26 protein-coding genes are annotated in these 25,378 nt (G+C 61.1%); 14 read left to right on the plus strand and 12 right to left on the minus strand.

Going from position 1 to position 25,378, the window contains the following annotated elements; genetic code table 11:
• Positions 1–390 precede the first annotated feature (390 nt).
• The 3 genes from BM413_RS05235 to BM413_RS05245 form a co-directional block, all read right to left on the minus strand.
• Complete coding sequence (locus BM413_RS05235; protein ID WP_091911155.1) at positions 391–1,251, minus strand: C40 family peptidase; 861 nt, start codon at positions 1,249–1,251, stop codon at positions 391–393.
• A complete protein-coding gene (locus BM413_RS05240; RefSeq protein ID WP_091911157.1) occupies positions 1,248–1,598 on the minus strand; it encodes a MarR family transcriptional regulator in 351 nt (116 codons plus the stop codon). The genes BM413_RS05235 and BM413_RS05240 overlap by 4 nt, the downstream gene beginning before the upstream one ends.
• A 67-nt stretch (positions 1,599–1,665) precedes the next feature.
• Positions 1,666–3,039 (minus strand): leucyl aminopeptidase family protein, encoded by a 1,374-nt coding sequence (locus BM413_RS05245; protein WP_091911158.1) that lies wholly within the window; start codon positions 3,037–3,039, stop codon positions 1,666–1,668.
• Positions 3,040–3,169: 130 nt separating this feature from the next.
• Between BM413_RS05245 and BM413_RS05250 the strand changes: the two genes are divergently transcribed.
• Complete coding sequence (locus BM413_RS05250; protein WP_091911160.1) at positions 3,170–3,991, plus strand: tetratricopeptide repeat protein; 822 nt, start codon at positions 3,170–3,172, stop codon at positions 3,989–3,991.
• Between the two features lie 72 nt (positions 3,992–4,063).
• Here the strand turns inward: BM413_RS05250 and BM413_RS05255 are convergent, their stop codons facing one another.
• The 9 genes from BM413_RS05255 to BM413_RS05295 all read right to left on the minus strand — a co-directional run bounded on the left by BM413_RS05255 (position 4,064) and on the right by BM413_RS05295 (position 13,060).
• Positions 4,064–5,053, minus strand: a complete 990-nt coding sequence (locus BM413_RS05255; RefSeq protein ID WP_091911161.1) for a type II secretion system F family protein — start codon at positions 5,051–5,053, stop codon at positions 4,064–4,066.
• Positions 5,054–5,059: 6 nt separating this feature from the next.
• Positions 5,060–6,073 (minus strand): type II secretion system F family protein, encoded by a 1,014-nt coding sequence (locus BM413_RS05260; RefSeq protein ID WP_091911163.1) that lies wholly within the window; start codon positions 6,071–6,073, stop codon positions 5,060–5,062.
• Positions 6,074–6,087: 14 nt separating this feature from the next.
• Positions 6,088–7,575 (minus strand): TadA family conjugal transfer-associated ATPase, encoded by a 1,488-nt coding sequence (locus BM413_RS05265; protein ID WP_091911164.1) that lies wholly within the window; start codon positions 7,573–7,575, stop codon positions 6,088–6,090.
• A gap of 28 nt (positions 7,576–7,603) precedes the next feature.
• Positions 7,604–8,884 carry a CpaE/TadZ family protein gene (locus tag BM413_RS05270; protein ID WP_175544263.1) on the minus strand — a complete coding sequence of 427 codons (1,281 nt, stop codon included), beginning with the start codon at positions 8,882–8,884 and terminating at the stop codon, positions 7,604–7,606.
• A gap of 23 nt (positions 8,885–8,907) precedes the next feature.
• Positions 8,908–9,645, minus strand: coding sequence for a CpaD family pilus assembly protein (locus BM413_RS05275; RefSeq protein WP_091911167.1), 738 nt, complete (start codon positions 9,643–9,645; stop codon positions 8,908–8,910).
• A 15-nt stretch (positions 9,646–9,660) separates the two neighbouring features.
• Entirely contained in the window at positions 9,661–11,142 is a 1,482-nt protein-coding gene (locus tag BM413_RS05280) for a type II and III secretion system protein family protein (RefSeq protein ID WP_091911703.1), read from the minus strand.
• A gap of 74 nt (positions 11,143–11,216) precedes the next feature.
• Complete coding sequence (gene cpaB, locus BM413_RS05285; protein ID WP_091911169.1) at positions 11,217–12,029, minus strand: Flp pilus assembly protein CpaB; 813 nt, start codon at positions 12,027–12,029, stop codon at positions 11,217–11,219.
• Positions 12,030–12,220: 191 nt separating this feature from the next.
• Positions 12,221–12,742, minus strand: coding sequence for an A24 family peptidase (locus BM413_RS05290; protein WP_091911172.1), 522 nt, complete (start codon positions 12,740–12,742; stop codon positions 12,221–12,223).
• A 147-nt stretch (positions 12,743–12,889) separates the two neighbouring features.
• Entirely contained in the window at positions 12,890–13,060 is a 171-nt protein-coding gene (locus BM413_RS05295; RefSeq protein WP_091911174.1) for a Flp family type IVb pilin, read from the minus strand.
• Between the two features lie 338 nt (positions 13,061–13,398).
• Between BM413_RS05295 and BM413_RS05300 the strand changes: the two genes are divergently transcribed.
• The 13 genes from BM413_RS05300 (at position 13,399) to BM413_RS05360 (ending at position 25,377) form a co-directional block, all read left to right on the plus strand.
• A complete protein-coding gene (locus BM413_RS05300; protein ID WP_091911176.1) occupies positions 13,399–13,833 on the plus strand; it encodes a pilus assembly protein N-terminal domain-containing protein in 435 nt (144 codons plus the stop codon).
• Between the two features lie 165 nt (positions 13,834–13,998).
• Positions 13,999–14,607 carry a TadE/TadG family type IV pilus assembly protein gene (locus BM413_RS05305; protein ID WP_091911178.1) on the plus strand — a complete coding sequence of 203 codons (609 nt, stop codon included), beginning with the start codon at positions 13,999–14,001 and terminating at the stop codon, positions 14,605–14,607.
• Between the two features lie 52 nt (positions 14,608–14,659).
• Positions 14,660–15,286 carry a TadE/TadG family type IV pilus assembly protein gene (locus BM413_RS05310; RefSeq protein WP_091911706.1) on the plus strand — a complete coding sequence of 209 codons (627 nt, stop codon included), beginning with the start codon at positions 14,660–14,662 and terminating at the stop codon, positions 15,284–15,286.
• Positions 15,287–15,393: 107 nt separating this feature from the next.
• Positions 15,394–16,284 (plus strand): bifunctional DNA-formamidopyrimidine glycosylase/DNA-(apurinic or apyrimidinic site) lyase, encoded by an 891-nt coding sequence (gene mutM, locus BM413_RS05315; RefSeq protein ID WP_091911708.1) that lies wholly within the window; start codon positions 15,394–15,396, stop codon positions 16,282–16,284.
• A 57-nt stretch (positions 16,285–16,341) separates the two neighbouring features.
• Entirely contained in the window at positions 16,342–17,115 is a 774-nt protein-coding gene (locus tag BM413_RS05320; RefSeq protein WP_091911180.1) for an enoyl-CoA hydratase, read from the plus strand.
• Positions 17,116–17,282: 167 nt separating this feature from the next.
• A complete protein-coding gene (rpsT, locus tag BM413_RS05325) occupies positions 17,283–17,549 on the plus strand; it encodes a 30S ribosomal protein S20 (protein ID WP_091911182.1) in 267 nt (88 codons plus the stop codon).
• 828 nt (positions 17,550–18,377) lie between these two features.
• Positions 18,378–19,913 (plus strand): chromosomal replication initiator protein DnaA, encoded by a 1,536-nt coding sequence (dnaA, locus tag BM413_RS05330; RefSeq protein WP_091911184.1) that lies wholly within the window; start codon positions 18,378–18,380, stop codon positions 19,911–19,913.
• Between the two features lie 209 nt (positions 19,914–20,122).
• Positions 20,123–21,241: a DNA polymerase III subunit beta gene (gene dnaN, locus BM413_RS05335; RefSeq protein WP_091911186.1), complete on the plus strand. Its 1,119-nt coding sequence runs from the start codon at positions 20,123–20,125 to the stop codon at positions 21,239–21,241.
• 43 nt (positions 21,242–21,284) lie between these two features.
• A complete protein-coding gene (recF, locus tag BM413_RS05340; RefSeq protein WP_091911188.1) occupies positions 21,285–22,427 on the plus strand; it encodes a DNA replication/repair protein RecF in 1,143 nt (380 codons plus the stop codon).
• 31 nt (positions 22,428–22,458) lie between these two features.
• Entirely contained in the window at positions 22,459–23,226 is a 768-nt protein-coding gene (locus tag BM413_RS05345; protein ID WP_091911710.1) for a molybdopterin-synthase adenylyltransferase MoeB, read from the plus strand.
• Complete coding sequence (locus BM413_RS05350) at positions 23,223–23,714, plus strand: GNAT family N-acetyltransferase (RefSeq protein WP_091911191.1); 492 nt, start codon at positions 23,223–23,225, stop codon at positions 23,712–23,714. Before BM413_RS05345 ends, BM413_RS05350 begins: the two co-directional genes overlap by 4 nt.
• On the plus strand, positions 23,711–24,964 hold the full coding sequence (locus BM413_RS05355; RefSeq protein ID WP_091911193.1) for an aconitase X: 1,254 nt from the start codon (positions 23,711–23,713) through the stop codon (positions 24,962–24,964). The genes BM413_RS05350 and BM413_RS05355 overlap by 4 nt, the downstream gene beginning before the upstream one ends.
• Complete coding sequence (locus BM413_RS05360; RefSeq protein WP_091911195.1) at positions 24,961–25,377, plus strand: aconitase X swivel domain-containing protein; 417 nt, start codon at positions 24,961–24,963, stop codon at positions 25,375–25,377. Before BM413_RS05355 ends, BM413_RS05360 begins: the two co-directional genes overlap by 4 nt.
• Position 25,378 lies beyond the last annotated feature (1 nt).

The following is a 25,378-nucleotide window of genomic DNA, read 5'->3' on the forward strand; positions in this document are numbered from 1 at the left end:
CGGGACAGACACCGAGACGGGCGGTCGAAAGATCGCAGAAAAATACAAAAGATGAGCGAGATTTCGGCCGCCCGTCTTTCCCGATCTTTGACAATGGCCAGACTGCGATGCAGGGCGTGGCGATGAACAGGTGCGTCCTTCGAGGCTCGCTTCGCTCGCACCTCAGGATGAGGGAGGGTGTGCCGGCAGAAGCCTACATTCTGAAATGCACTTACACCTCAGGATCAGGATCATGGGCGCTAACCTCCCTCATCCTGAGGTGCGATCCTGAGCTTGTCGAAGGGGAGCCTCGAAGGACGCACCGGAATGCACCCAGGGACAGGGCGTGGCGATGATGAAATGCGCCTCTCCTTCTCCCCTTGTGGGAGAAGGAAGGGTGCAGCCTCAGCCCTACGGCCTTCTGAATCCCGTCGGCCCGCCATAGAGATAGCCGATGCGGGCGATGGCTTCTTTGAGTCCCTCGCGCGAAACCATCATGGTGTGGCCGTTGGCGTGGATCATGTTCTCCGTGTCGGTCATGATGGCGACGTGGCCCTTCCAGAAGACTAGGTCGCCGCGCCGCAGGCCCGAAAAATCCGGCCCGACGTCAAGCGGTTCGCCGAGCCCCGCCGCCTGCATGTCGGAATCGCGCAGCACGTCCCTGCCTGTCATGCGCATGGCCAGCTGGACAAGGCCCGAGCAATCGATGCCGAAGCCGGACACGCCGCCCCAGAGATAGGGCGTGCCGATGAACATCTCGGCGACGCTGACATAGTCGGCGGCAAATTCGCCGATCGGGCGCAGGTGGCCGGCGATCATCGCCTCGCCCGACGCCAGCACCGAATAGACCGTGCCGCGCGTTTCGGCGGCCCCGGTGACCGTCACCGTCGATCCCATCGACAGGTCGGCGGTACGGGGGAAGCGCAGGTCCGGCCCCGGATAGACGAAGGTTCGCGCTACCGAAACGATATGCGTCGGCACGGCGTCGCGAGAAATCAGGGCCGTATCGGTGACGTAACCGACATAGCCGTCGCGCTTGGCCTGCACCCAGGCCCAGCCCTCGGTCTCCTCGAACACCGTAACATCGTCGCCAAGCAGCAGTTGCGTGTTGACGCCGGCGTCCGGCCGCGGCGCCTTGCGCATATCGGCAACCGGCACCGCGATACGCGCCGGCCGACCGGAAACGAAGCGCTCGGCCGAAACCTCGCCCCGCAGCCGGGCATCGGCAAGATCGGCACGGAAGGCATGCAGGCGGGCATCGTGGGCGGTCAAAGCGGCAACTCCATTGCTTTGGCAATGATAGCATCGCCCAGCCGCTCGACATAGAGCGCGCCCTCGACCGTGCGCTTGATCAGCACGTTGCGCTTGTCGAGTTCGTCGCGGTGGCGCGACACCAGCTTCATCGCGCCCATCGTGTCGAGGGCGCGGGTGATCACCGGCTTGGTGACGTTGAGCTTGGTGGCAAGGCCACGCACCGTGTGCGGCGGCGGATCGAGATAGATCGTCAAAAGGATCGCCGCCTGGCGCACGGTCAGATCAGGCGCGTCGTCGCGCACTTCGGAGAGCATGACCTGCTGCCAAAGCCGCAAAGCCTGGCTGGGACGCAAATGGACTGACATCGCGCCAGCATGAGGCCAAAACGTTTCGGTTCCGTTTCAGCCCGGCAAGAAGCGGCTCTGTTCCGGCTCAGCCGTAGCGATCCGAAATCACCTTCTCCAGCGCGCGAATCGCCTGCGCCTCGCCGCCTGCCGGGCCATAGGACCGGTCAGCCGGGTTCCAGGCGTAGATGTCGAAATGCGCCCAGCTTGCCGCCTTCTCAACGAAGCGCTGGAGGAACAGGGCCGCCGTGATCGAGCCGGCGAAACCGTCGGCGGTGACGTTGTTGATGTCGGCGACCTTGGACGACAGCTTGGCATCGTAGGGCTTCCACAGCGGCATGCGCCACAGCGGGTCCTCGACGGAGAGAGCGGCAGCGGCAAGATCGGCGGCAAGCGCATCGTCGCCGGTGTAGAAGGGTGGCAGATCCGGCCCGAGCGCGACGCGAGCAGCGCCCGTCAGTGTCGCCATGTCGATCAGAAGCTGCGGCTCTTCTTCGTCGGCCAGCGCCAGCGCATCGGCCAGCACCAGCCGGCCTTCGGCGTCGGTGTTGCCGATCTCCACCGTGATGCCCTTGCGGCTGGTCAGGATGTCGCTGGGCCGGAAGGCATTGGCCGAAATGGCGTTTTCGACGGCGGGGATGAGCACACGCAGGCGAACCTTCAAGCCGGCACTCATGATCATCGAGGCAAGGCCGAGCACGTTGGCGGCACCGCCCATGTCCTTCTTCATCAGCAGCATGCCGCTCGAAGGCTTGATGTCGAGGCCGCCGGTGTCGAAGCAGACGCCCTTGCCAACCAGCGTCACCTTGGGTGCATTCTTCTCGCCCCAGACGATGTCGATCAGGCGCGGCGCTTCCGCCGAGGCGCGCCCAACAGCGTGGATCATCGGGAAATTCTGCTTCAGCAGATCATCACCCTTGATGACCTCGATCTTTGCCTTGTGCTTCTTGGCCAGCTTGCGCGCGGCAGCCTCCAGCGCGTCCGGTCCCATGTCGTTGGTCGGCGTGTTGACCAGATCGCGGGTCAGGAAGACACCGTCTGCAATGCGGCTGACCTGTTCGAGGTCGGCCCCGGCGGGGAGTGAAAATCGCAACTCCTTGCCCGGCTTCTTGCCGTAGCGGGTGAAGACATAGCCGCCGAGAACGAGCGCGAGCGACGCAAGCGCCGGATTGCCGGGCGAAGCCGCAAAATGCCAGTCGCCTTCCGGCAGCGCCTTGGCAAGCGCGCCGATGGCGAGCGCGCCGTTGCCGTCATCCGCCTTGCCGAGGCCGAACAGCGCACCGGCGATAGCACCATCAGCACCGGGCAGCACCAGCATGCGGCCGGCCTCGCCCGAGAACCCGTTATGCTTGGCCCAGGCACTGGCCGCCGGATCAAGGCCTGCGGCTTCAAGCTCGCCCTTGGCGACGAGGTGGACGGGGTTCGAGTGCTTCAGCTTTTTCTCGGTGAGGTCGAGCGGCATGCGTGGTTCCTTGACTGTTCGACGGCGGCGCGAGCGGTTTTTTAACCGTCCGTTAGGGTTAACAGAATATTTCTCCAGAGGGGAAAGATGGCCGAAGCGTGGCCATCGATACGGATGGAGACGTGAGCCGATGTTGACCAATCACTCGCCGAACGCAACCGGGAAAAGGCTGGCGACGGCCGCTTTGCTTCTGGCACTCGCTGCAAGTGTCGCCGGCTGCGCCACCGACAGGATGACGACCGGCTCGGTGTCGCGCGCCTCCGGCAAGTCGGTCGACACCATGTCGTCAACCGAGCTTGGTTATGCCTCGGCCTCTCTCGGCCAAGCCTACACCAAGAACGTCAACGACAAGACCACGGCCCTGCGTTACGCCAGCGTGCTGCAGATGAACGGCCAGTCGGATCAGGCTTTGGCCGTCATGCGCAAGCTCGCCATCGCGCTGCCCAGGGACCGCGACGTGCTGGCCGCTTATGGCAAGGCGCTCGCCTCCGTCGGCCAGTTCGAACCGGCGCTGGACGCCGTGCGCCGCGCGCAGACGCCGGAATATCCCGACTGGAAGCTGGTTTCGGCGGAAGGTGCGATCCTCGACCAGCTCGGCCAGTCCGACCAGGCGCGCCAGCTCTATCGCAAGGCGATGGACCTGAAGCCGAACGAACCGTCGATCCTGTCCAACCTCGGCATGTCCTACGTGCTGTCCGGCGATCTCAAGACCGCCGAGACCTATATGCGTTCGGCATCCTCCGCGCCCGGCGCCGACAGCCGCGTGCGCCAGAACCTCGCTCTCGTCGTCGGCCTCCAGGGCCGCTTCCAGGAAGCCGAGCAGATCGCCCAGCAGGAACTGTCGCCCGAGCAGGCGCAGGCCAACGTCGCCTATCTGCGCAACATGCTGGCGCAGCAGAACGCCTGGAACCAGATCAAGAACGAAGACAAGAAGAAGCCGTCGACGAACTGAGCCGCGACGTCCAAACCGCCTTGCAAAGACCGCGCAGCATCTGTGCGGTCTTTAGTTTTTAGTGCGGAGTTTTCAGAAGATGCCGCGCTCGCTGACCTGAATGCCGGCGGGGCCGAGGATGACGGCAAACAGCACCGGAAGGAAGAAAAGGATCATCGGCACGGTGAGCTTCGGCGGCAGGGCTGCCGCTTTCTTTTCGGCGGCGTTCATGCGCATGTCGCGGCTTTCGCTGGCCAGAACACGCAGGGCGTGAGCGATCGGCGTACCGTAGCGCTCGGCCTGGATCAGCGCCTGTGACACCGACTTGACCGATTCAAGACCCGAGCGGCTGGCGAGGTTTTCATAGGCCTGCCTGCGTTCCTGAAGGTAGGAAAGCTCGGCATTGGTTAGGATCAGTTCCTCGGCCAGTTCCACCGACTGCGTACCGATCTCGTCGGCCACGCGGCGGATCGCGGCCTCGATGGACATGCCGGATTCGACGCAGATCAGCATCAGGTCGAGTGCGTCCGGCCATGCCATCTGGATCGACTTCTTGCGCTTGGTGGCGCGGTTGTTGACGTAAAGGATCGGCGCGTAGAAGCCGGCATAGGCCACCAGAATGCACACGAACAGCTTCACGAAAGGTGGCTGATCCGGCAGACCGCCGAGAACGAGAATATAGACGCCGGCCATTATGAAGCCGACAAATGGAAGGACCAGCCGGAAGAACAGGAACTTGGTCAGAGGATTTTGACCGCGGAAGCCGGCGATCTTCAGCTTGTTCAGCGTGCCCTCATCAACCAGAGCGCGCTTGAGATCCAGCCGCTCTACGATGTTGCGCATGCCGATCGACTGTTCTTCACGCAAGCCCTTGCGGCGGCGATCGGCTTCGGCGGCAAGGCGCATGCGCTGCTTGGCACGCAGTTCGTCGCGCTCCAGCGCCACGGACTTCATGCGCGACTTCAGCGTATTGCCGCTCAGCGCCGGCAGTGCGGTGAAAATGGTCGCAAATACCGCAACCCCCACCAGCAGGGCGATGAGGAAGGACGGATCGGTGAGGGCCTTGACGACTTGGTCGGTCATATCAGTCTAAACCTCGAAATCCATCATCTTGCGCATTACGAAAATGCCGATCGACATCCAGAAACCGGAAACACCCAGAATGAGATGGCCAGTGCTCGTGGTGAAGAGCGGCATGATATAGGCCGGGCTCGACAGGTAGACGAGGAAGGCGACGATAAACGGCAAGGCGCCGATAATGACGGCCGACGCCTTGGCTTCCATGGACAGCGCCTGCACCTTAGCCTTCATTTTCTTGCGGTCGCGCAGAACCTTCGAAAGGTTGCCCAGCGCTTCCGACAGATTGCCGCCGGCCTGGCTCTGGATCTGGATGACGATGCCGAAGAAGCCTGCTTCCGGACAGGGCATGGTTTCGCCCATGCGCAATGCGGCGTCGGGGATGGACAGGCCGACCTGCTGCGCCTCGACGATGCGGCGGAACTCGGTCTTTACCGGTTCCGGCGATTCATTGGCGATGAGGCGAATGCCGTCATTGAGCGGCAGGCCGGACTTGACTGCGCGGACGATAACGTCGAGCGCGTTGGGAAATTCATTCAGAAACGCCTTGACCCGGCGCGCCCGCAGGAAGGAAACGAACCAGCGCGGAACACCGAACGCACCGGCAAGCAGTGCGCCGGGCAGGACGAAAAGCGGAGCGCCAAGCATGTAGGTGGCGATGGTCAGCACAAGGCCGCAGATCACCGAATAGACATAGAACCTCTCGACCGTGACCTGCAGCCCCGCCTGCCGCAACTGGATGCGCAAAGGCGGCTTCTTGGTATTCTTGTTGTTGGCTTTCTGCTTTTCGTCGAGTTCCTTGAGCGAGTCCTGGACGGATTTGCGGCGCTTGGCGGCTTCGCTCACCCGATCCCGCGCAGCTTTCACGACAGACCGATCGGTCTCGGCGGCCTTGATTGTGTCGAGCCGCTTGCCGACATTCTTCTCGTTTTCGATCGACTTGAACAGAAAGGCATAAGCGACCGCGCCGGCGCTGACGCCGGCCAGAAGGATGAAGATCAATACGGTGCTGTCTATGCCGAACATGCGGTTTTCGTCTTTCAGTCAGCCCGCTTTTCCATGGCTTCCAATGCAGTTGCCAGGCGCTGCTCCTCGCCGTAATAGCGCGCGCGATCCCAGAAATGCGGGCGCCCGATTCCCGTCGAGACATGCTCGCCGAGCAGCCGTCCCGAGGCGTCCTCGCCCTTGATGTTGTAGAGGATCAGATCCTGCGTGATGATGACATCGCCTTCCATGCCGATCACTTCGGTAACGTGGGTGATACGGCGCGAACCGTCGCGCAGGCGGGCAGCCTGGATGATGATATCGACCGAGCCGACGACGATTTCGCGCACGGTCTTCTGCGGCAGCGTATAGCCGCCCATGGCGATCATCGATTCGATACGGTTGAGGCATTCTCGCGGCGAATTGGAGTGGATCGTGCCCATCGAGCCGTCATGGCCGGTGTTCATCGCCTGCAGGAGATCGAAGACCTCCGGTCCGCGCACTTCGCCGACGATGATGCGTTCGGGCCGCATGCGCAGGCAGTTCTTGACCAGGTCGCGCATGGTCACCTCGCCCTCGCCTTCGAGGTTCGGCGGGCGGGTTTCAAGGCGCACGACATGCGGCTGCTGCAATTGAAGCTCCGCCGAATCCTCGCAGGTGATGACGCGCTCGTCGCGATCGACATAGTTGGTGAGGCAATTGAGCAGCGTCGTCTTGCCGGAGCCGGTGCCGCCCGAAATGATGACATTGCAGCGGACGCGGCCGATGATCTTCAAGACCTCCGCGCCTTCCGGCGAGATCGCTCCGAAGCGAACGAGCTGGTCGAGGGTAAGCTTGTCCTTCTTGAACTTGCGGATGGTGAGCGCGGTGCCGTCGATGGACAGCGGCGGCGCGATGACGTTGACGCGCGAGCCGTCGGGAAGGCGCGCATCGCAGATCGGCGAGCTCTCGTCCACGCGACGGCCGACCTGGCTGACGATGCGCTGGCAGATGTTGAGAAGCTGCTGGTTGTCGCGGAAACGAATGCCCGTCTGCTCGACCTTGCCGTTGACTTCGATGAAGACCTGCTTGGCGCCGTTGACCATGATGTCGGCAATGTCGTCGCGGGCCAGAAGCGGCTCCAGCGGACCATAGCCCAGAACGTCGTTGCAGATGTCCTCGAGCAGCTCTTCCTGCTCGGAAATCGACATCGCGAAGTTCTTGATCGCGATGATATCGTTGACGATATCGCGGATTTCCTCGCGCGCGCTGTCGGGATCGAGCTTGGCCAGCTGCGACAGGTCGATCGTGTCGATCAGCGCGGAAAAGACCTGCGACTTGGTATCGTAGTAGCTCTCGCTGCGTTCGCGTGGCGCCTTGCGCGGCTCGGGCGCAAGTGGCGGCGCTTCGACCGGGCGGCGCGCCGGTGCGGCAGGCGTCCGTGCCTCGACGACAGGTGGCGGCGGAGCGGCAAGGATGACGCCAGCCGACGGCGCCACCGCTGCAGGTGGGCGGAACTCGGGCTTGGCCCGGCTTCCATCTTCATTGCCTCTTTTACCGAACATGCTCGACTACCGATCCGCTGCCTGACGATTATTTCTTGCGCTTGAGCCTGCCGAGAAGGCCCCCCAGACCGGCTTTTTTCCTGGACTTGATCTCGCTTCTGCCGGTCAGGACATGGGACATGTCGTTGATGATCTGCACGATCGGATTTTTTGCGTCCATCTCGCCGAGCATCCGGCCATTGTTGGAAGCGTTTCCGAAGAGCAGCGGATCAAAGGGAATGACGGCCATCGGCGTGATGCCGAGCGGCTCAGCGAAATCCGACGCCGAGATCTCCGGCCGTTTCGGCACACCTGCCTGATTGAGAACGAGCTTCGGCGGCCCGTCATTGGGGCGAAGCTTCTTCAGCATGTCGATAAGGTTCTTGGTGTTGCGCAGATTGGCCAGTTCCGGCGTCGCCGTGATGACGATATCGTCGGCCTTCATCAGCGTGTTCTTCGACCAGCCGCTCCAGATATGGGGAACGTCGAGCACCAGCAGCGGCGCGCTGCGTTGTGCGGTATCGATGATCTGGGCAAAAGCTTCCGGATCGAAATCATAGACGCGGTCGAGCGTGGACGGTGCTGCGAGAAGCGAAAGCCGCTCGGCGCATTGCGCCAGCAGGCGATCGAGATAGACCTCGTCGATGCGCTCGGGTGCGAAGACCGCTTCGGCGATGCCTTGTGCCGGGTCCTGATCGAAATTGATGTTGGCGGTGCCGAAGGCGAGGTCGAGATCGGCCACCATAACTTCCGAGCTGAACAGCGTCGACATGCTCCAGGCGATGTTGTGCGCAATGGTCGAGGAGCCGACACCGCCCTTGGCGCCGATAAAGGCGATGGAGCGTCCGATAGGCTCGGCTTCGGGATCGACGAACAGCGAGGAGATGACGCTGACGATGTCGACCATGGAGATCGGAGCGACGACATATTCGGAAATGCCCGACCGGATCAGCTCGCGATAGAGCCCGACATCGTTGTAGTGGCCGATGATCACGACCTTGGAACTTGGGTCGCAATATTCCGAAAGCTCCTGCAGCGATTGCAGCAATGCCTTGGGCTCGCTGCGCGATTCCAGGATGATGAGGTTGGGCGTCGGGGCCGTCTGGTAGAACTCGATAGCCGTCGCCACGCCACCCATGTGAACTTTGAGATGGGCCTTGGCCATGCGGCGATCCTCGCCGGCGCGCTCGATCGGGCCTGCGATGCTGTCGGTTTCGCAAAAGGCCTGGATCGAGATGCGCGGAACCGGCCGCATCGCGCTCATGGCGGCCACGTCCTGCTGAGCAGCGTCGCCACCGTCGGCGTTGGTGTCGTAAGCCAGGTTGTTCATGACCATTTTTCTTTCCAAGACCCTTACTGGCTGTATTCCACTTCGGAGTTTCTCAGGAACTCGTTCGAAATATCCCTGTCGCGATAGACATCGATCACATTGCCCCGATTTGCGGCGTCGATTTCGCTCGGCTGGCGCGGCCCGAGAAGATCGGCCGGATTGGCGATCTGCGCGGCGAGATTGTTCTGATAGGAGCAGCCGAAATTCGCGTAGTGCTTGTTATCGCTGGTATCAGCAATGTCGGCAGGCCAGCGACCACAAGGACCGGTCTGGGCCTGCATCGCCGTGTAGGTCACCCGTATCGGCGCGGAGGCCTCCATCGAAGAGGGCTGATAGGGCGAAACGATGATGCGGCTTTCATGAACACCTCTAGACCGCGCGAAGCGTGCGAAGTCTCGTGCAGCATCAGTGGCTGCCACTGCATTCGGCGTTCCGGAAGGGGTCAAAATGGTGAGAACGGGTGCTGCACTCCGGTCATAATTGGCCAGGAACCCCTGCAGAGCCACACGCTGAACACGCGTCATGCCGCGCTCGCTGGCGCCGACGGGCAAGTCGAGCACCTGCTCCTTCTCGGCAATCACGATCGGATGGTTGGTGCGGTAGTCGTCCGGGATTGCGCCGACGGTAATGCTGTCGCGCTTGGCGGCACAGCCGGCAAGCAGCGCGACCGCGATCGCGGCGAGCACCGGTCGCACTATCCACGCGCGGCGAGGGTGTCCGGCTTCAGCGGCGCTGCTGGTATCAAACGTTGCCTTTTCCATGCCCCGTTTCCCCGATCATTTGTAAATGTAGCCGACGACGCCGTGATAGCGGCCGTTCGGTCTGTTGGTCTGCATGGTGCCGTAAACGCGATTGACCTTGCCGAGGAACATCCCGGCGCCGTCGCTGGCGGCATTGAAATTGTCATCCGGCTTAGCCAGCGCGTTGCGGGCAACCGGCTTGGAAAGATAGGGCGTGATGATGATGACGAGTTCGGTCTCGTTGCGCACGAAATCCCGGCTGCGGAACAAGGTGCCGAGCACCGGGATCTTTGACAGTCCGGGCAGTCCGTTTACCGCCTGGCGGATGTCGTCGCGAACCAGACCAGCGATCATCATCGAGCCGCCGGAAGGCAATTCGACGGTCGTGTCGGCAAGGCGCTTGCGTATGGAAAGCATGTTGGTTCCAACCAGGCTGCCCGCACCTTCGAGTTGGGCCGAGCCCTCGGTGGTCGGCTCGGAAACCGAGGTTCGAACCTTCAGGCTGATGCGGCCCGGCGAAAGCACCACCGGCTGGAATTCAAGTCCAATGCCGTATTCCATCTTGTCGATCTGGTAGACGGTTTCGCCGGTCTTGTTGTCGTCAGAAACCTGATTGGTCCGGCCGGTCACAAGGTTGAACTCGCCGCCGACCTTGAAGGTCGCCTTTTCGCCGGAAACCGCCGTCAGGGTCGGTTCGGCAAGTGTCTTCATCACGCCCGACTGTTCCATCGCGTTGATGTAGGCGTCCAGCATCGACCCGCCGATCGAAAATCCGCCTTGAGAAAGCGGCTTGCCAAGGCCGTATGAGTTGTCGCCCAGAGCGCTCCAGCTGATGCCGTTGCTGCTTCCGCCGGCGATCATGTTGACGCCGAGCTGCTTCATGACATTGCGGCTGACTTCGGCCACCGTGACCTTCAGCGTGACCTGATCCTCGCCGATGATCTGGAGGAGGTTGACGATCTTGCTGACGCGGCGTTCGGAGTCCGGATTGTTGATGTCGACGCCGCCGTAGGTGGAGCCGCCCGTCGCCGTTTGCGCATACTGGCCGGTCGTGGCTTCACCGCCCGAGACGAAAATCCCGGCAAGCTCGGCCGCGCGCTTTGCGTCCAGCGGCGTTTCGACGGTGCCGGTGAGGACGACGTTGTCGTTTATCAGTTCGACCTTGATCTCTGAGCCGGGAATGAAGCGCTTGATGTAATCTTCGAGACCGGCAACGTCGCGTTCGACTGCAAGCTCCAGGCTGACGATCTGTTCGCCGTTCGCGCCGAAGACGAAGATGTTGGTTTCGCCGACTGCCTTGCCGAAGAGATAGATGCGGCGTGCGGTGCGGGTGACGGCATCGGCGACCGCCGGGTTCGCAACGAGAATGTCATAAGCATCGGCTGGCAGGTCGATGACGATCGACTTGTTGAGGCCGAGCTTGACCCGCTGGTTTTCGCGCGTGGAAGATCCGACCTGCGCCTTGCCCGCTGCCTGGGCAACCACGACGCCTTCCAGGCCCGCAGTGCCGAACAGCATCGCAAAGCTCGTGGCCAGCGTGACCGCGTGCCTCAAGGCACGCGTTCCAATGGCGGGATTTGACTTGCTCGAGCTCATTTCCTGGCTCCCACTTCGGTCACTTCGCCCGACTTGATCAGGCGTATGGTGCCGCGCCGACCATTTCCCGAAACGAGGTAGTCGGCCTCGTCGCCCGCTTTTTCCTGCGCATCGGCAACCGAGCGCAGGGAAAGGGTCAGCCGATCCGCCATCTGCTGGGCGACCGTTATGATCTCGGCCTGCTGCGGGGTCAGTTCGAGCGTTGCGGTCTCGCCAACCTTCACGCGCCGGCCTTCCTCGTCTTCCTGGATAGCCTGGTCGATCGCCAGGATCTTGATGTTCCTGAGGATGGTCTCGGTGATGAAGCCGGAGCCGGAATTGCTGGCGTCGGCGCGGCGGGTCATGATCACGTCGACGAAATCGTTGGGCAGAATGAAGCCGCCAGCCGAGGTATCGGCTGCGATGCGTGTGGCGATGGCGCGGGTGCCGGACGGCAGGATTGACGACATGAAGCTCTGGCCTTCGCCGACCAGCTTGGAGCGCCGCAGCGGCTCGCCGCTATACATGGCGACACGCGCCAGGGACGCCTTCAGCTTGTCGAGGGCGTCAGGCTCGGCTGCGCGTGTCACGAAGTTGGCATTGACGTTGTCAGCCGGCCAGGATTGCCAGGAAAGACGATCGCCCACCACCTCGCCCATCGGCACGTCGCCGGACAGGACCAGCACGTCGGCAAGCTGGATTGCAGGCTGCTGCGGGCCGGATTCGACCGCGATTTCCTGCGGCGGCGTCGCCATGTTCTTGGCAACGTAACCCGCGCCGCCTGCAGCGGCGACCGCCACGCTCAATATAATCAGTCTGGATGCAACCATTCGTCCAAACCTCGCCCTTTGCAACCCTCATAGCCAAGGCGGAGATTGCACAGCCAATCGTCAAATTAAGGTTAATGGATTGCTTATGGTCGTGATTAATTTAGTGTTTACGCAAGTAAGAGCTCTGGGCACAAACACTCCGTGCAACGGATTGTTTCGAGCCGTTGCGTCAGACAGTAGGTACAGGGAATTTACTTTGCGGCGAGCTGCCCCAACGCCCAGACCATCAGCGGGGAGCCCGGATAGGCAATCAGCCCGCCAAGCCCAAGCGCAATGCCGTAGGGGACGCCGACCGACTTATCGGCAAAGTTTCGCAGGAACATGTTCCTGGAACTGAACAGAGCCAATCCCGAGGCCCGGAAGCTCAGTATGGCTATCGTCAGCAAGCCGCCTAGAAAGGCGGATATGACGAGATATTCGACGAGATGCGTGCTCAGGCCCATCCACAAAGCGGTCGCAGCCAGCAGTTTCGCGTCGCCGCCGCCCATCCCACCCAAGGCAAACAGGCCAAAGGTTACCAACAACACGATCCCACCCGCGGCAAAGTGCAGCCCATAGGCCGACCAGTCCATGCCCGTCAGCGGCGCAACGATTGCAAAGATGACCACGAGAACGATCGACACCGTGTTGGCGATCGTCATCGACAGCATGTCGGAGATTGCCGCGAAGAGCATGCAGAAAGGAAAGACGACGAAGATCAGTGCTTCAAGCATCGGCGCCACGCACGAAGTGAGTAAAACGGTCGAAACTCATCTTAAGCCGGTCCGATTAAGGATTGGTGAGTTGAGCGTCCGGCCGAAAACAAAAAGGCCGCCAATGCGGCGGCCCTTTCGTGCATTGAAATGCAGTCTTGATGCAGCTCAGGCGCCGTTCAGCGTCGAAGCGATGCTGTTGAACTTCGCGCTGATGGTGTTGCCGAGTGCGCCGGCGCCAGCCATGATGGCGAGAGCGATAAGGGCGGCGATCAGACCGTATTCGATAGCGGTCGCGCCGGATTCGTCTTTTACGAAACGTGCAAAGATCTTGGACATATAAGAGCTCCTACTCCACGTGTTACAGCACTTCCGTCAATTTTTCTGGTGCATTGATCGGATGATCACAATCTAGCGAGCAGCTCTTTCCATCGACTTAACAAACAGCCTTACCGAATTCTTTCCAGCTTCAGACAAGTTGTGTGGTTAATCACACGCTAAAGCTCAAAAGGCTCAAAAGCCGCGTAATGACCGGCATTTCGCGATGTCCGGGAGTTTTCGAAGGCATCAAGGCATCGCCCCGGTGCCCGTACAGCAGGTGTTGTTGCAACCATTTAACCGTTGGTTCACCAATATCGTTCATTTTCCGTTGAAGACTTCATTCACCGGAGCGCCGCATGGCCAGGTCGCAGTCATACATTTGTGTTGCCGGCGCTCTTGCCGGGCTGGTCGCCGCGATAGCCCTTGCCACGCCGGCACAGGCGGGCGCGGGCATAGAAGTCATCATGAACCAGGCCAAGATCGTCAAACTGTCCCGCCCGGCCGACACCATCGTCGTCGGCAACCCGGCGATTGCCGATGCGTCGGTTCAGGATTCCACCACCATCGTGCTTACCGGCAAAGGTTTCGGCGTCACCAATCTGGTCGTGCTCGACCAGCAGGGCAGCCCGATCGTCGACGAGCAGGTTACGGTCGGCCGCCACGACGCTTCCTCCGTGCGGATATATCGGCGTGCCGACGTGCAGACGCTTTCCTGCACGCCTTACTGCGAGAGTTCCTACAAGAGCGAAGCCGAGCGGACATCGGAAGTGGAGATGAGCTCCGGCCAATAAGGCCCGACCTCAGCATCAATTTCCATTTCGGGATATTGCCGCGACCGGCATGGTTTCTGCCCGGTAAACAAGCCCCCGCGAAATTTATACGTCATCCAAACCGGGCCTCAACGGATTTGCGTTAGGGTCTTTCCGATAGCAGATGGAAATCGGCGGGGAACGGGCATGAAAGACAACTCCGAAGCGGGGAGCGGCCCAGGTCGTGCAAGACGTCGCGGCGTCTTCGGGCGGTTCTGCCGTGACCGGAGCGGCGCGACCGCGATCGAGTTCGCGATGCTCGTCATCCCGTTTTCATTGCTTGTCTTTGCTATCCTGGAGAGCTGCATCGCCTTTGCGGCCCAGCAGGTCATTTCCAACGCCACCGACGACGTCGCACGGCAATTGCGCACCGGCCAGATCAGACCGGGCGTCGGAGCGGATAAGCTGGATGAAGCCAAGCTCAAGACATTGCTCTGCGACCGCATCAAGATCATGGTGGCCAAGGACTGCCCGGGCCTCGTTGTCGATCTGCGCAAATATGACACTTTCGCCGATGCGGCTGCTGCAGGTTTCAAGATCGTCAACAAGGAAATCGTCCTGACGAAGAATGGCGTAGCCGACCCGACGACGTTTTCCGTAGATCCGGGCGCATCGAAAACCAAGAACATGCTGCGCGTCTTCTACAAATGGCCGGTCATTACAGATTTCCTGCGGGCCTCGATGTCCAACCTCAGCGATGGCAAGACGCTGCAGTTCGCCACCGTGACTTGGCAGAACGAGCCTTTCAACGACTGAGCACGAGATGACGGGAAACGGTTCCAGTCAAATGAAGGGGCAAGGAATGTTCATGGGTGCGGGGGCACATTCAGTTCTGGCAAGGCTTTGCCGCAAGGCGGCAGGCCTTTGTTCGGATCGACGGGGACTGGCTGCGGTGGAGTTTGCGCTCATCGCGCCGTTGCTTCTGTCGATGTATTTCGTGACCATGGAAGTGTCGCAAGGCATCGAGGCCAACAAGAAGGTCGGACGCATCGGCAGCATGGTCGCCGACCTCGTCACACAGCAGACTTCGGTGACAAAATCGGTGCTGGAATCGATCATGCAGATCGGCCAGTCGAGCATCCAGCCCTACAACCGTTCGAAGCCGAAGATCATCGTGACCGCAATCGAAATCACGGACGAAGACTCCCCAAAGGTGCTTGTCGCGTGGTCGCGGCAGATGATCGATGGTGCCTTTTCCGAGCCATACCCGCCCAAGCCGGCGAAACAAGAGACCACGGTCCCGGCCGAACTCAAGATCAGGAATACGTTCCTTGTTCGGGTCGAAAGCGACCTCGGCTATAAACCACTCATCGTCTGGACGGCGGAGCAAAAGCCCGTGCTTGGCCTCGCGGCCGCCTTCGACGGCATCTCGATGAGCGAAACCTACTACCTGCGGCCTCGCATAACCAAGACCATCACCTGCACCGACTGCTGATCCGCGGCGTGGGTCTTTATCCCACGATAAAATGCCCTGGTGTTTCCGAATTGCCATTGCGCAAGAGCGCCCCTATGTCTTGCGGGTAACCTCGGTGATTGCACAACATGCCTGAACTGCCTGAAGTAGAAACGGTCCGGCGCGGACTGCAGCCGGTTCTGGAAGGCGCGCGCATCGTCAGCGTAGAGATGCGGCGGCCGAACCTGCGCTATCCATTCCCGGAGCGCTTCGCCGAACGACTGCAGGGCCGGACGGTAACCGCGCTCGGCAGGCGGGCGAAATACCTGACTGCCCATATAGAAGACGGCCCGGTCCTCATCTGCCATCTCGGCATGTCCGGTTCGTTCCGGATCGAGACGGACGGCGATCTCGATATACCCGGCGTCTTCCATCATGAGCGTTCCAAGGCTTCCGCGCATGATCACGTCGTCTTCAACCTGACCACGTCGAAAGGCGACCCGGCCCGCATCGTTTTCAACGATCCCCGGCGCTTCGGCTTCATGCTTTTTGCCGAAGGCCTGGCTGAAGACCATCCGATGCTGGCCGGCCTCGGCGTAGAGCCCACCGGGAACGCGCTGGATGGCAAGCTGCTTGCCGATCTGTTTCGGGACAAGAAAACGCCGCTGAAGGCAGCCCTTCTGGACCAGCGCCTTATCGCAGGGCTCGGCAACATATACGTCTCTGAAGCGCTGTGGCGCGCCGGCTTGTCTCCCCTGAGGGCTGCCGGAACGATTGCCGTGCGCGGCAAGAAAGCCGCCGAGACAAGCGAAAAGCTGGCCGATGCGATCCGTTCGGTGATCGCCGATGCGATCGCGGCCGGCGGCTCCTCGCTTCGCGACTATGTCCACACCGACGGATCACTGGGCTACTTCCAGCATTCCTTTTCAGTCTACGACCGGGAAGGTGTCGCCTGCCCGACGCCTGGATGTGCCGGACATATCGAACGGGTTGTGCAGAGCGGCAGGTCCACCTTCTATTGCCCCTCCTGCCAGCGCTAGGTAAATCGGTACAAGGCCGTCTTCGGCTATCCGAAACAACCAGGAGGACTTCGCCAGATGGCTTATGAAACGATCGTCGTCGAAACGCGCGGCAAGGTCGGTCTTATCACGCTGAACAGGCCCAAGGCATTGAATGCGCTGAACACGCAAGTGCTGACCGAGTTGCTCGCGGCAAGCCAGGCATTCGAGGAAAATCCCAGGATCGGAGCCATCGTCGTCACCGGTTCCGAAAAGGCTTTCGCCGCCGGCGCCGACATCAAGGAGATGCAGTCCAAAAGCTACATCGACGCCTATATGGAGGACTTCTTTTCCGGCTGGGAGGCTTTCACCCGCATCCGCAAGCCGGTTATTGCCGCAGTGTCGGGCTACGCCCTGGGCGGCGGCTGCGAGCTTGCGATGATGTGCGACTTCATCATTGCCGGCGACAATGCCAAATTCGGCCAGCCCGAGATCACGCTCGGCGTCATGCCTGGCATGGGCGGTTCCCAGCGGCTGACGCGTTTCGTCGGCAAATCCAAGGCGATGGACATGTGCCTTACCGGCCGCATGATGGACGCGGCAGAGGCTGAGCGTTCGGGCCTAGTATCGCGGGTGGTGCCGGCAGGCGAGCTTCTGGAAGAGGCGCTGAAAGCCGCGACGAAGGTTGCGGATTTCTCGCTGCCGGCCGTCATGATGGCCAAGGAAGCCGTCAATCGTTCCTATGAAACGACGCTGTCGGAAGGCCTTCGTTTCGAGCGCCGGCTGTTCCATTCGATGTTCGCGCTCGACGACCAGAAGGAAGGCATGGCGGCGTTCGCAGAAAAGCGCACGGCTAACTTCAAGAACCGTTGAGCGAGTGCGTGTCGCGGTCCGCAAAATCAGAGTCGAAACTGCGTTGACTGGCGAGAAAAGCTGCACTATAAGCCGCACCAACCGAGGTGGCCCCGTGGCTGCCCGATTGTTTTTTGCGCTCTGAGAATATTCTCCAGACGCTTTCACTGAGACACGAGAGAGGCATCATGGCCAATACATCCTCGGCCAAAAAGGCAACGCGTAAGATCGCCCGCCGCGCCGCGGTCAACAAGAACCGCCGGTCGCGCGTTCGCACCTACGTCCGCAAGGTCGAAGAGGCACTGGCCGCTGGCGACAAGACGGCAGCCGAAGCCGCCTTCCTGGCCGCACAGCCGGAGTTGATGCGCGCCGCCACCAAGGGCGTCCTGCACAAGAATACCGCATCGCGGAAAGTTTCCCGCCTTGCACAGCGGCTGAAGACGCTTTCTGCCTAACAGCCATTGTTAGCATCGAATATCGAAACCCGGCCTAACCCGCCGGGTTTTTTCGTTTGCCGAACAACGGTTTGGAAAATCCATTCAGCAATGCCCCAGGGTAAGCTTTGGCAAGACGGAAATACTTTGCCGGCATATGCGCCTTTTCTTATGTTCAGGATCGGTGTTAGCGCCCGCAGCAAAAAATGCCCTGTCACAAATTATTGTTTTTTATCATAAGCTTACAGATGGTCATCCACAGCTTGTTCACGAGGGCGCCGGGCGCCGGTGAACAATTAGCTGTCAAGGGAAATATTTAAAATATTTTCCCAACAAGGGCCGAAATTCGTATGCGCCGGAAAAGGGATTGAATCGAAAGACTTTTGTCGATTCTCGCCTGCGAGCGGGGATGTGAGTCAAGCGTTTCCCTGATCAGATTCGTTAAAAAAGGGTTAGATGCGGCCTTGCCCTGTCCACAGCGTTTTTTGTAATGTCGCTTCATCAAAAGGGACGGGCCAACGGCCTGAAAGACCTAGCTGGAAATCTGAGGATTTTGGCGCAGACGAGTGTCTGCGGACGCGTATGGTTTGTCCTTTTGGACGTGAATAGCGAGTGGGGTAAGGCAGATTAAAACTGTGGAATTGCGTTCTGGCGTGTGCGCCGGAAAGGTTTTGTTTTGCCGCTTTGATTAAAGCGGCGGTCGCAGTTAATTGCGGCCTGCGTGTTTGAGTAGGCACGGTGCCAAGTGCGGTGGCAACGGTGTTTGAGTGTGGACTGCCATAGAGGGGGGTGCGGAATTACGCGTTCTCGGCAGGCCGAGTGAGTATGGAAGACGAGGGATTGTGAAAAATGCATAGCGGCATCGAGAAGGAAGCCAAATCTGGCTTTCTGTTTCCAGCAAATGTGATCGAGGGGAACGACATGGCGGCTTCAGGCGGCGCGGAGAAGGCATTCGACCGGGTCAAGGCACAACTGAAGGCACGCCTGGGAAGCGAAGTCTATTCGAGCTGGTTCGGCCGTATGAAGCTGACGGAGGCATCCAAGGGCCTGGTGCGGATCTCCGTGCCCACGGCCTTCCTGCGGTCTTGGATCAACAGCCACTATCTCGACCTCATCGCTGAGCTCTGGAAGCAGGAAGACCCTGAAATCCTGAAGATCGACATCGTCGTGCGCACGGCGACGCGGCTTGCCCCGATTTCCGACGAAATCGAACAGTCAACGGCACGCAAGCCCGTCCGGCAGACGCACAGCGCCCTTTCGAATGGCACGACCGTCAGCGCACCCGGAATGGAGCGCTCGGCCTCGCCCCGCCCGCATACGGCGGACACCGATTTCCGCCAGAGCGTGCTCGGCTCACCGCTTGATGCGCGTTATACGTTCCAGTCCTTCATAGAGGGCCCGTCCAATCGCGTGGCGCTCGCGGCATCACGCGCAGTTGCTGAATCGACATCGCGTTTCAACCCGCTCTTCCTTCACGCCACCGTCGGCCTCGGCAAGACCCACCTTTTGCAGGCGATTGCGGCCGAGTCGCTGAAGCAGAACCCGAAATCCCGCGTGGTCTATCTCACCGCCGAGTATTTCATGTGGCGCTTCGCAACGGCGATCCGCGACAACAACGCCCTGACCCTCAAGGAGCAGCTGCGCGACATCGACCTGCTCATCATCGACGACATGCAGTTCCTGCAGGGCAAGTCGATCCAGCATGAATTCTGCCACCTTATCAACATGCTGCTGGACAGCGCCAAGCAGGTCGTCGTTGCTGCCGACCGGCCGCCGGCAGAACTGGAATCGCTCGAGCCGCGCGTTCGCTCGCGCCTCAATGGCGGTGTGGCGCTCGAAATGTCGGCGCCCGACTACGGCATGCGACTCGGCATGCTTCAGTCGCGGCTGGCCAGCGCCAAGACAGACGATGCAAACCTGCATATCGACGAAGAGGTTCTGTCCCATGTCGCCCGCACCGTCACCGGCAGCGGCCGCGAGCTGGAAGGCGCCTTCAACCAGCTTCTCTTCCGTCAATCCTTCGAGCCGCAGATCAGCATTGAGCGGATCGACGAGATTCTCGGCCATATCTACCGCTCGGGCGAGCCGAAGCGGGTGCGTATCGAGGACATCCAGAGGATCGTCGCGCGCCACTACAACGTGTCGAAGACCGAGCTTCTGTCGAACCGCCGCACGCGCACCATCGTCAAGCCGCGCCAGATCGCCATGTATCTGGCAAAGGTAATGACGCCGCGCTCGCTGCCCGAAATCGGGCGGCGCTTCGGCGGGCGTGATCACACCACCGTCCTTCATGCAGTGCGCAAGATCGAGGACCTCTCCGGCGGCGACAACACGCTGGCGCAGGAACTCGAATTGCTCCGCCGGCTCATTACCGACCAGGCCTGAACAGGACAAATTGGCCGCTTTGCACAGGCGGCCACCTGTCGCAGCAAGGTTATCCCCAAAAAGCCCGCGGAACTGCTTTTGAGCAGCGTCGCGGGCTTGCCTTTCGCGACTTTTTCCTGTCAGTTTGACCGAAATCCGGCCCTGTTGGGACTTTCGCGGGAATCCGAGCCCGGAATTCCGTTTCTTCATTCAAGCGAGCTTGTTTCGTCATGCGTGTTATCCTGGAACGCTCAAACCTCCTGAAGTCTCTCAACCACGTTCACCGCGTGGTGGAACGGCGCAACACGATACCGATTCTGTCGAACGTGCTGTTGAGCGCTGACGGGGCGAGCCTGGAAATGAAGGCCACCGACCTTGACCTCGAGGTGACGGAAGCCACTGCTGCAAAGGTCGAGCAAGGCGGTGCAACGACGGTTCCGGCGCATCTTCTCTATGATATCGTGCGCAAATTGCCCGATGGCGCTGAGGTCATGCTGAAGACCGACGAAGACGGAAATGCGATGTCCGTCATCTCCGGGCGTTCAAGCTTCCGCCTGCAGTGCCTGCCGCAATCGGACTTCCCCGAACTCTCGGCCGGCTCTTTCTCGCATATCTTCCGCCTCGAATCGGCTGCCATGAAGGGCCTGATCGAGAAGACCCAATTCGCCATCTCCACCGAGGAGACGCGCTACTATCTCAACGGCATTTACTTCCACGCCATCGAATCCGCTGGAAAGCTGAAGCTGCGCTCCGTCGCGACCGACGGCCACCGCCTCGCGCGCGCCGAAATGGATGCGCCAGCGGGTTCGGAAGGCATGCCGGGCATCATCATCCCGCGCAAGACCGTCAGCGAATTGCAGAAACTGGTCGACGACCCGGACGTTGCCGTGACCACCGAACTGTCCGACACGAAGATCCGTTTCACCATCGGCAGCGTGATTTTGACGTCGAAGCTGATCGACGGAACCTTCCCGGACTACCAGCGCGTCATCCCGACCGGAAACGACAAGAAGCTGGTCATCGACCGCGAAAGCTTTGCCCGCGCGGTCGATCGCGTCTCGACGATCTCGTCCGAGCGCGGACGTGCCGTGAAACTCTCGATTTCGGAAGGCCAGGTGACGCTCGCCGTCAACAATCCGGATTCGGGCAGCGCCACCGAAGAGCTCGCGGCCGATTATTCGTCGGACCCGATCGAGATCGGCTTCAATGCGAAGTACCTTCTCGACGTGGCGGCCCAGCTTTCAGGCAGCGAAGCACGGTTCATGCTGGCCGATGCCGGCTCCCCCACGCTGATCCACGATATGTCCGATGAGGATGCGCTCTACGTGCTCATGCCGATGCGCGTCTAGCAGCGCGGCGGCTGAAACCGGGTCGGCAGGCAGGTAGACGGATTTGACGTCGACCCACATAAGTAAGCTAACGCTTACGAATTTCCGCAATTACGCCGCGCTTTCGCTCGATCTCAGACCGGGCGCGGTGGTTTTTACCGGCGATAACGGCGCAGGCAAGACCAACCTGCTGGAAGCTATCTCCTTCCTCACACCCGGCCGCGGCTTGCGCCGTGCGCCTTATGGTGACGTTGCGCGCGAGGGCAGCGAGAGCGGCTTCACCGTCCATGCCCGTGTCGAGGGGGAAAACGGCGAGGCGGAAATCGGCACCGGGACGGCAGGCAGCGATGCACCCGGAGAAGCGGGACGGCGCGTGCGCATCAATGGCGCCAATGCAAAATCGGCCGAGGACATGCTCGAATGGCTGCGCGTGATCTGGCTGACACCGGCCATGGATGCGCTGTTCACCGGTCCCGCCGGAGATCGCCGGCGCTTCCTTGACCGTCTCGTGCTGGCGATCGATGCCAGCCATGGCCAGCGCGCGCTGGATTACGAGAAAGCGATGCGCGGCCGAAACCGGCTTCTGTCGGAGGAATCGCGCGACCGCGGCTGGTTCGAGGCGATCGAGACGCAGATGGCCGAAACCGGCGTCGCGATTGCTGCCGCGCGCGCCGAGATGGTGCGCCTGCTGGCCGCCATGATCGAGAAACTGCCGGCGACCGGCCCCTTTCCGCAGGCCGATATCAGCCTTGCCGGCACACTGGAAAACCAGATCGGCCTGCAGCCTGCCGTCGAAATCGAAGAGAATTTTCGCCGCATGCTGGCCGATGGCCGTGAGCGCGATCGCGCCGCCGGCCGCACGTTGGAAGGGCCGCATCGCAGCGACCTGATCGTCAGCCACCGGCCCAAGGCAATGCCCGCAGAGCTCTGTTCGACCGGCGAGCAGAAGGCCTTGCTTGTCGGCATCATTATTTCGCATGCGCGGCTTTGCGGAGAAATGTCCGGCACTGTGCCGATCTTGTTGCTGGACGAGATCGCCGCGCATCTTGATGCCGGACGGCGGGCCGCGCTGTTTGCGATCCTAGAAGAACTGGATTGCCAGGCCTTTATGACCGGCACGGAAGCAGCACTTTTTTCGAGCCTGCGCGGCAAGGCACAGTTTCTGACCGTCGATCATGGCTCGGTGCACCCGACGGAAGACGCCTGACAAGCTGATTGCCGGCCGATATGATCGCCTCATGAACGTTTCCAGCCCGCCCCCACTTAACGACGAAGAACTCGAACGCTACGCGCGGCATATCGTGCTGCCGGAGATCGGCGGCGCGGGTCAGCAGAAGCTGAAGCGCGCGCGCGTGCTGGTCATCGGCGCCGGGGGGCTGGGGGCGCCCGTGCTGCAATATCTGGCGGCCGCAGGCGTCGGCACGCTCGGCATCGTCGACGACGACACGGTCTCACTCTCCAACCTGCAAAGACAGGTCATTCACGATACCGGGGCGATCGGGATATCGAAGCTGGACAGTGCGAAGTCATCACTCCATCGCATCAACCCGAATGTTAGCGTTGAATTACACAATCTTCGCATGACCGAGGAAAACGCACCGAGCCTCGTTGCCGGTTACGATATGGTCGCAGACGGGTCCGACAATTTCGAGACGCGTTATGCGGTTGCCGATGCCTGCGCGGCGACAGGCCGGCCGCTGGTCCATGCCGCTGTCGGGCGGTTCGACGGCTCTATCACCGTGCTGAAACCCTTCGAGACCAACGCAAAGGGCGTGCAAAACCCGAGTTACCGCGACCTCTTCCCCGAAGCGCCGCCGGCGGGGCTGGTGCCATCCTGCGCCGAGGCAGGCATCGTCGGCGCGCTGACAGGCGTGATCGGCACGCTGCAGGCGATGGAGGTGATCAAGCTCATCACCGGGATCGGCGAACCACTTGTCGGACGGCTGCTGCTTTACGACGCGCTCGCCGCGCGCTTCGAAACCATGCGCTACAAGAGGCCTGCATGACCGGGCACGCGGATGAATTGACCATCGAGCGGATTTCGCCGGATTTTCAGGACTGGGACGAATTGCTGGCGCTTATCCTGAACGCCTTCGCTTACATGAACGGCGTCATCGACCCGCCCTCTTCGGCACTGGCGCTGACACCGGAAAGCCTGCGTGCGAAGGCAGCGCAGGAAACCGTCTTTCTTGCCACTAACGGCGAGCGGTTGCTGGGCTGCATCTTCGTGGCGGAGAAGACGGATCACTTCTATGTCGGCAAGCTTGCGGTCGATCCGGCAGCGCAGGGAAAGGGCATCGGCAGGCGCCTGCTCGAAACTGCCGAGCAGCACGCCCGGAAACACGGCAAGGCCACGATCGAGTTGCAGACACGCATAGAGCTGACCGGCAACCACAAAGCCTTTCAGCAACTGGGTTTCCAGGAAACTGCGCGCACGGCCCATCCCGGCTATAGCCACCCAACCTCCCTGACCATGCGAAAGGCGCTGGCTTGAGTCTCCAACTCTCCGATGCGGAGCGCGAACTTGCCGCAGGCAGCGATGGTCGCGCCATGGCCATGCGCATCGTCGTCGAGAGCGCCCGCTTGCTCGGCGCGCCGCGCCTTATCCCGGTAGCCTCGACCCACATCGACGGCGCGCTTTATCACGGCGATTCCGGCACGCTTTTTGCGGAAAAGCTTGTCGAAGGCGGCGCAAAGGTGGCGGTGCGCTCGACGTTGAATGTCGGAGCGCTCGACCTGATGGGCTGCTCGCGGGTGCGGCTGGAAGAGCCGGCGCGTGGCATGGCACGGCGCATGATGGACGCCTACCGCAAGCTCGGCTGCGAACAGAGCTGGACGTGCGCGCCCTACCAGGCCGGGCACCGGCCGGCCCTCGGCTCCGATGTGGCCTGGGGCGAGTCCAATGCCGTCGTGTTCTGCAACTCCGTGCTCGGCGCGCGCACGAACCGCTATGGTGATTTTCTCGACATCGCCTGCGCCATCACCGGAAGAGCACCGGATTACGGCCTGCACCGGCCGGAAAACCGGCGAGCAACGCTTGCGTTCGATGTGTCCGCTTTGCCCGCCGCCTTCCTCGCCTCCGAAATCGCCTGGCCGGTTCTCGGCAGTCTTTATGGTCGCGAAGTCGGGAACGCCGTCGGTGTTGTGACCGGCGTATCGAAGCACCCCGGCGAGGATGCACTGAAGGCCTTTGGTGCCGCAGCCGCATCCTCCGGCGCAGTGGGTCTGTTTCATATCGCCGGCGTCACGCCCGAAGCGCCTGATCTGGCAGCCGCACTCCACGACGAAGCACCGGAAACGACGATCATTGTGACACCGGAGATGGCTCTGGATGCTCAACGACGACTATCGACAACGGAAGCCGCAAGCTCGATCGACGCCGTCGCCATCGGCAGCCCTCATCTATCCCTGTCCGAATTCGCAGCATTGGAGAGGCTGGTTGCGGGACGCCGGCTGGCGATACCCGTCTACGCCTGCACCGGACGGCATGTTCTCTCCGAATTGGAAAAGAACGGACAACGCAAGGCACTGGAAGCCTGTGGCGTCGTCATTGTTGCCGATACATGCGTGGTCGTCACGCCCATCCTGCCGGAATTGCGGAATGGTGTCCTGATGACCAATTCTGGAAAATTCGCCCAGTATGCGCCGGGCAATACCGGCTATGCAGTGCTTTACGGCTCGCTTGCAGACTGCGTTGAAAGTGCCGTCATAGGTAAGCCAATACCTACGGAATTAGCATCGTGAGTGCGCTGCAAGGCGACATTCTTGTTGCGGGCGATGCCGGCAAGGGTGAGGCACTGGTACTTACCGCGCCGATCTCTTTCTGGGGCGGCGTCGATCCGAAAACGGGGAAAATTGCGGATGTCCGTCATCCGCAACACGGCATGACGATTTCGGGCAAAGTGCTTTGCCTGCCCGGAACGATCGGCTCATCATCAGCCTCCGCGGTGCTTATGGAACTCGTGCACAACGGCCACGCACCTGCAGCGCTCGTTCTTCACGAACCCGATGCGATCCTGCTTCTCGGATTGATCGTCGCCCGCGAAATGGGCTGGCAGACGCCGATCGCAGTGAAACTTGACCGGGAAGGTTTCGACGCTTTCGCCAGCCGCTTTGTCGAGATTTCCGAAGAAGGCGCAATCACCGCCCTGCCCTAAG

This window comes from Mesorhizobium sp. YR577 (assembly GCF_900116595.1).
In the GTDB taxonomy this organism is placed as follows: Bacteria; Pseudomonadota; Alphaproteobacteria; order Rhizobiales; family Rhizobiaceae; genus Mesorhizobium_M.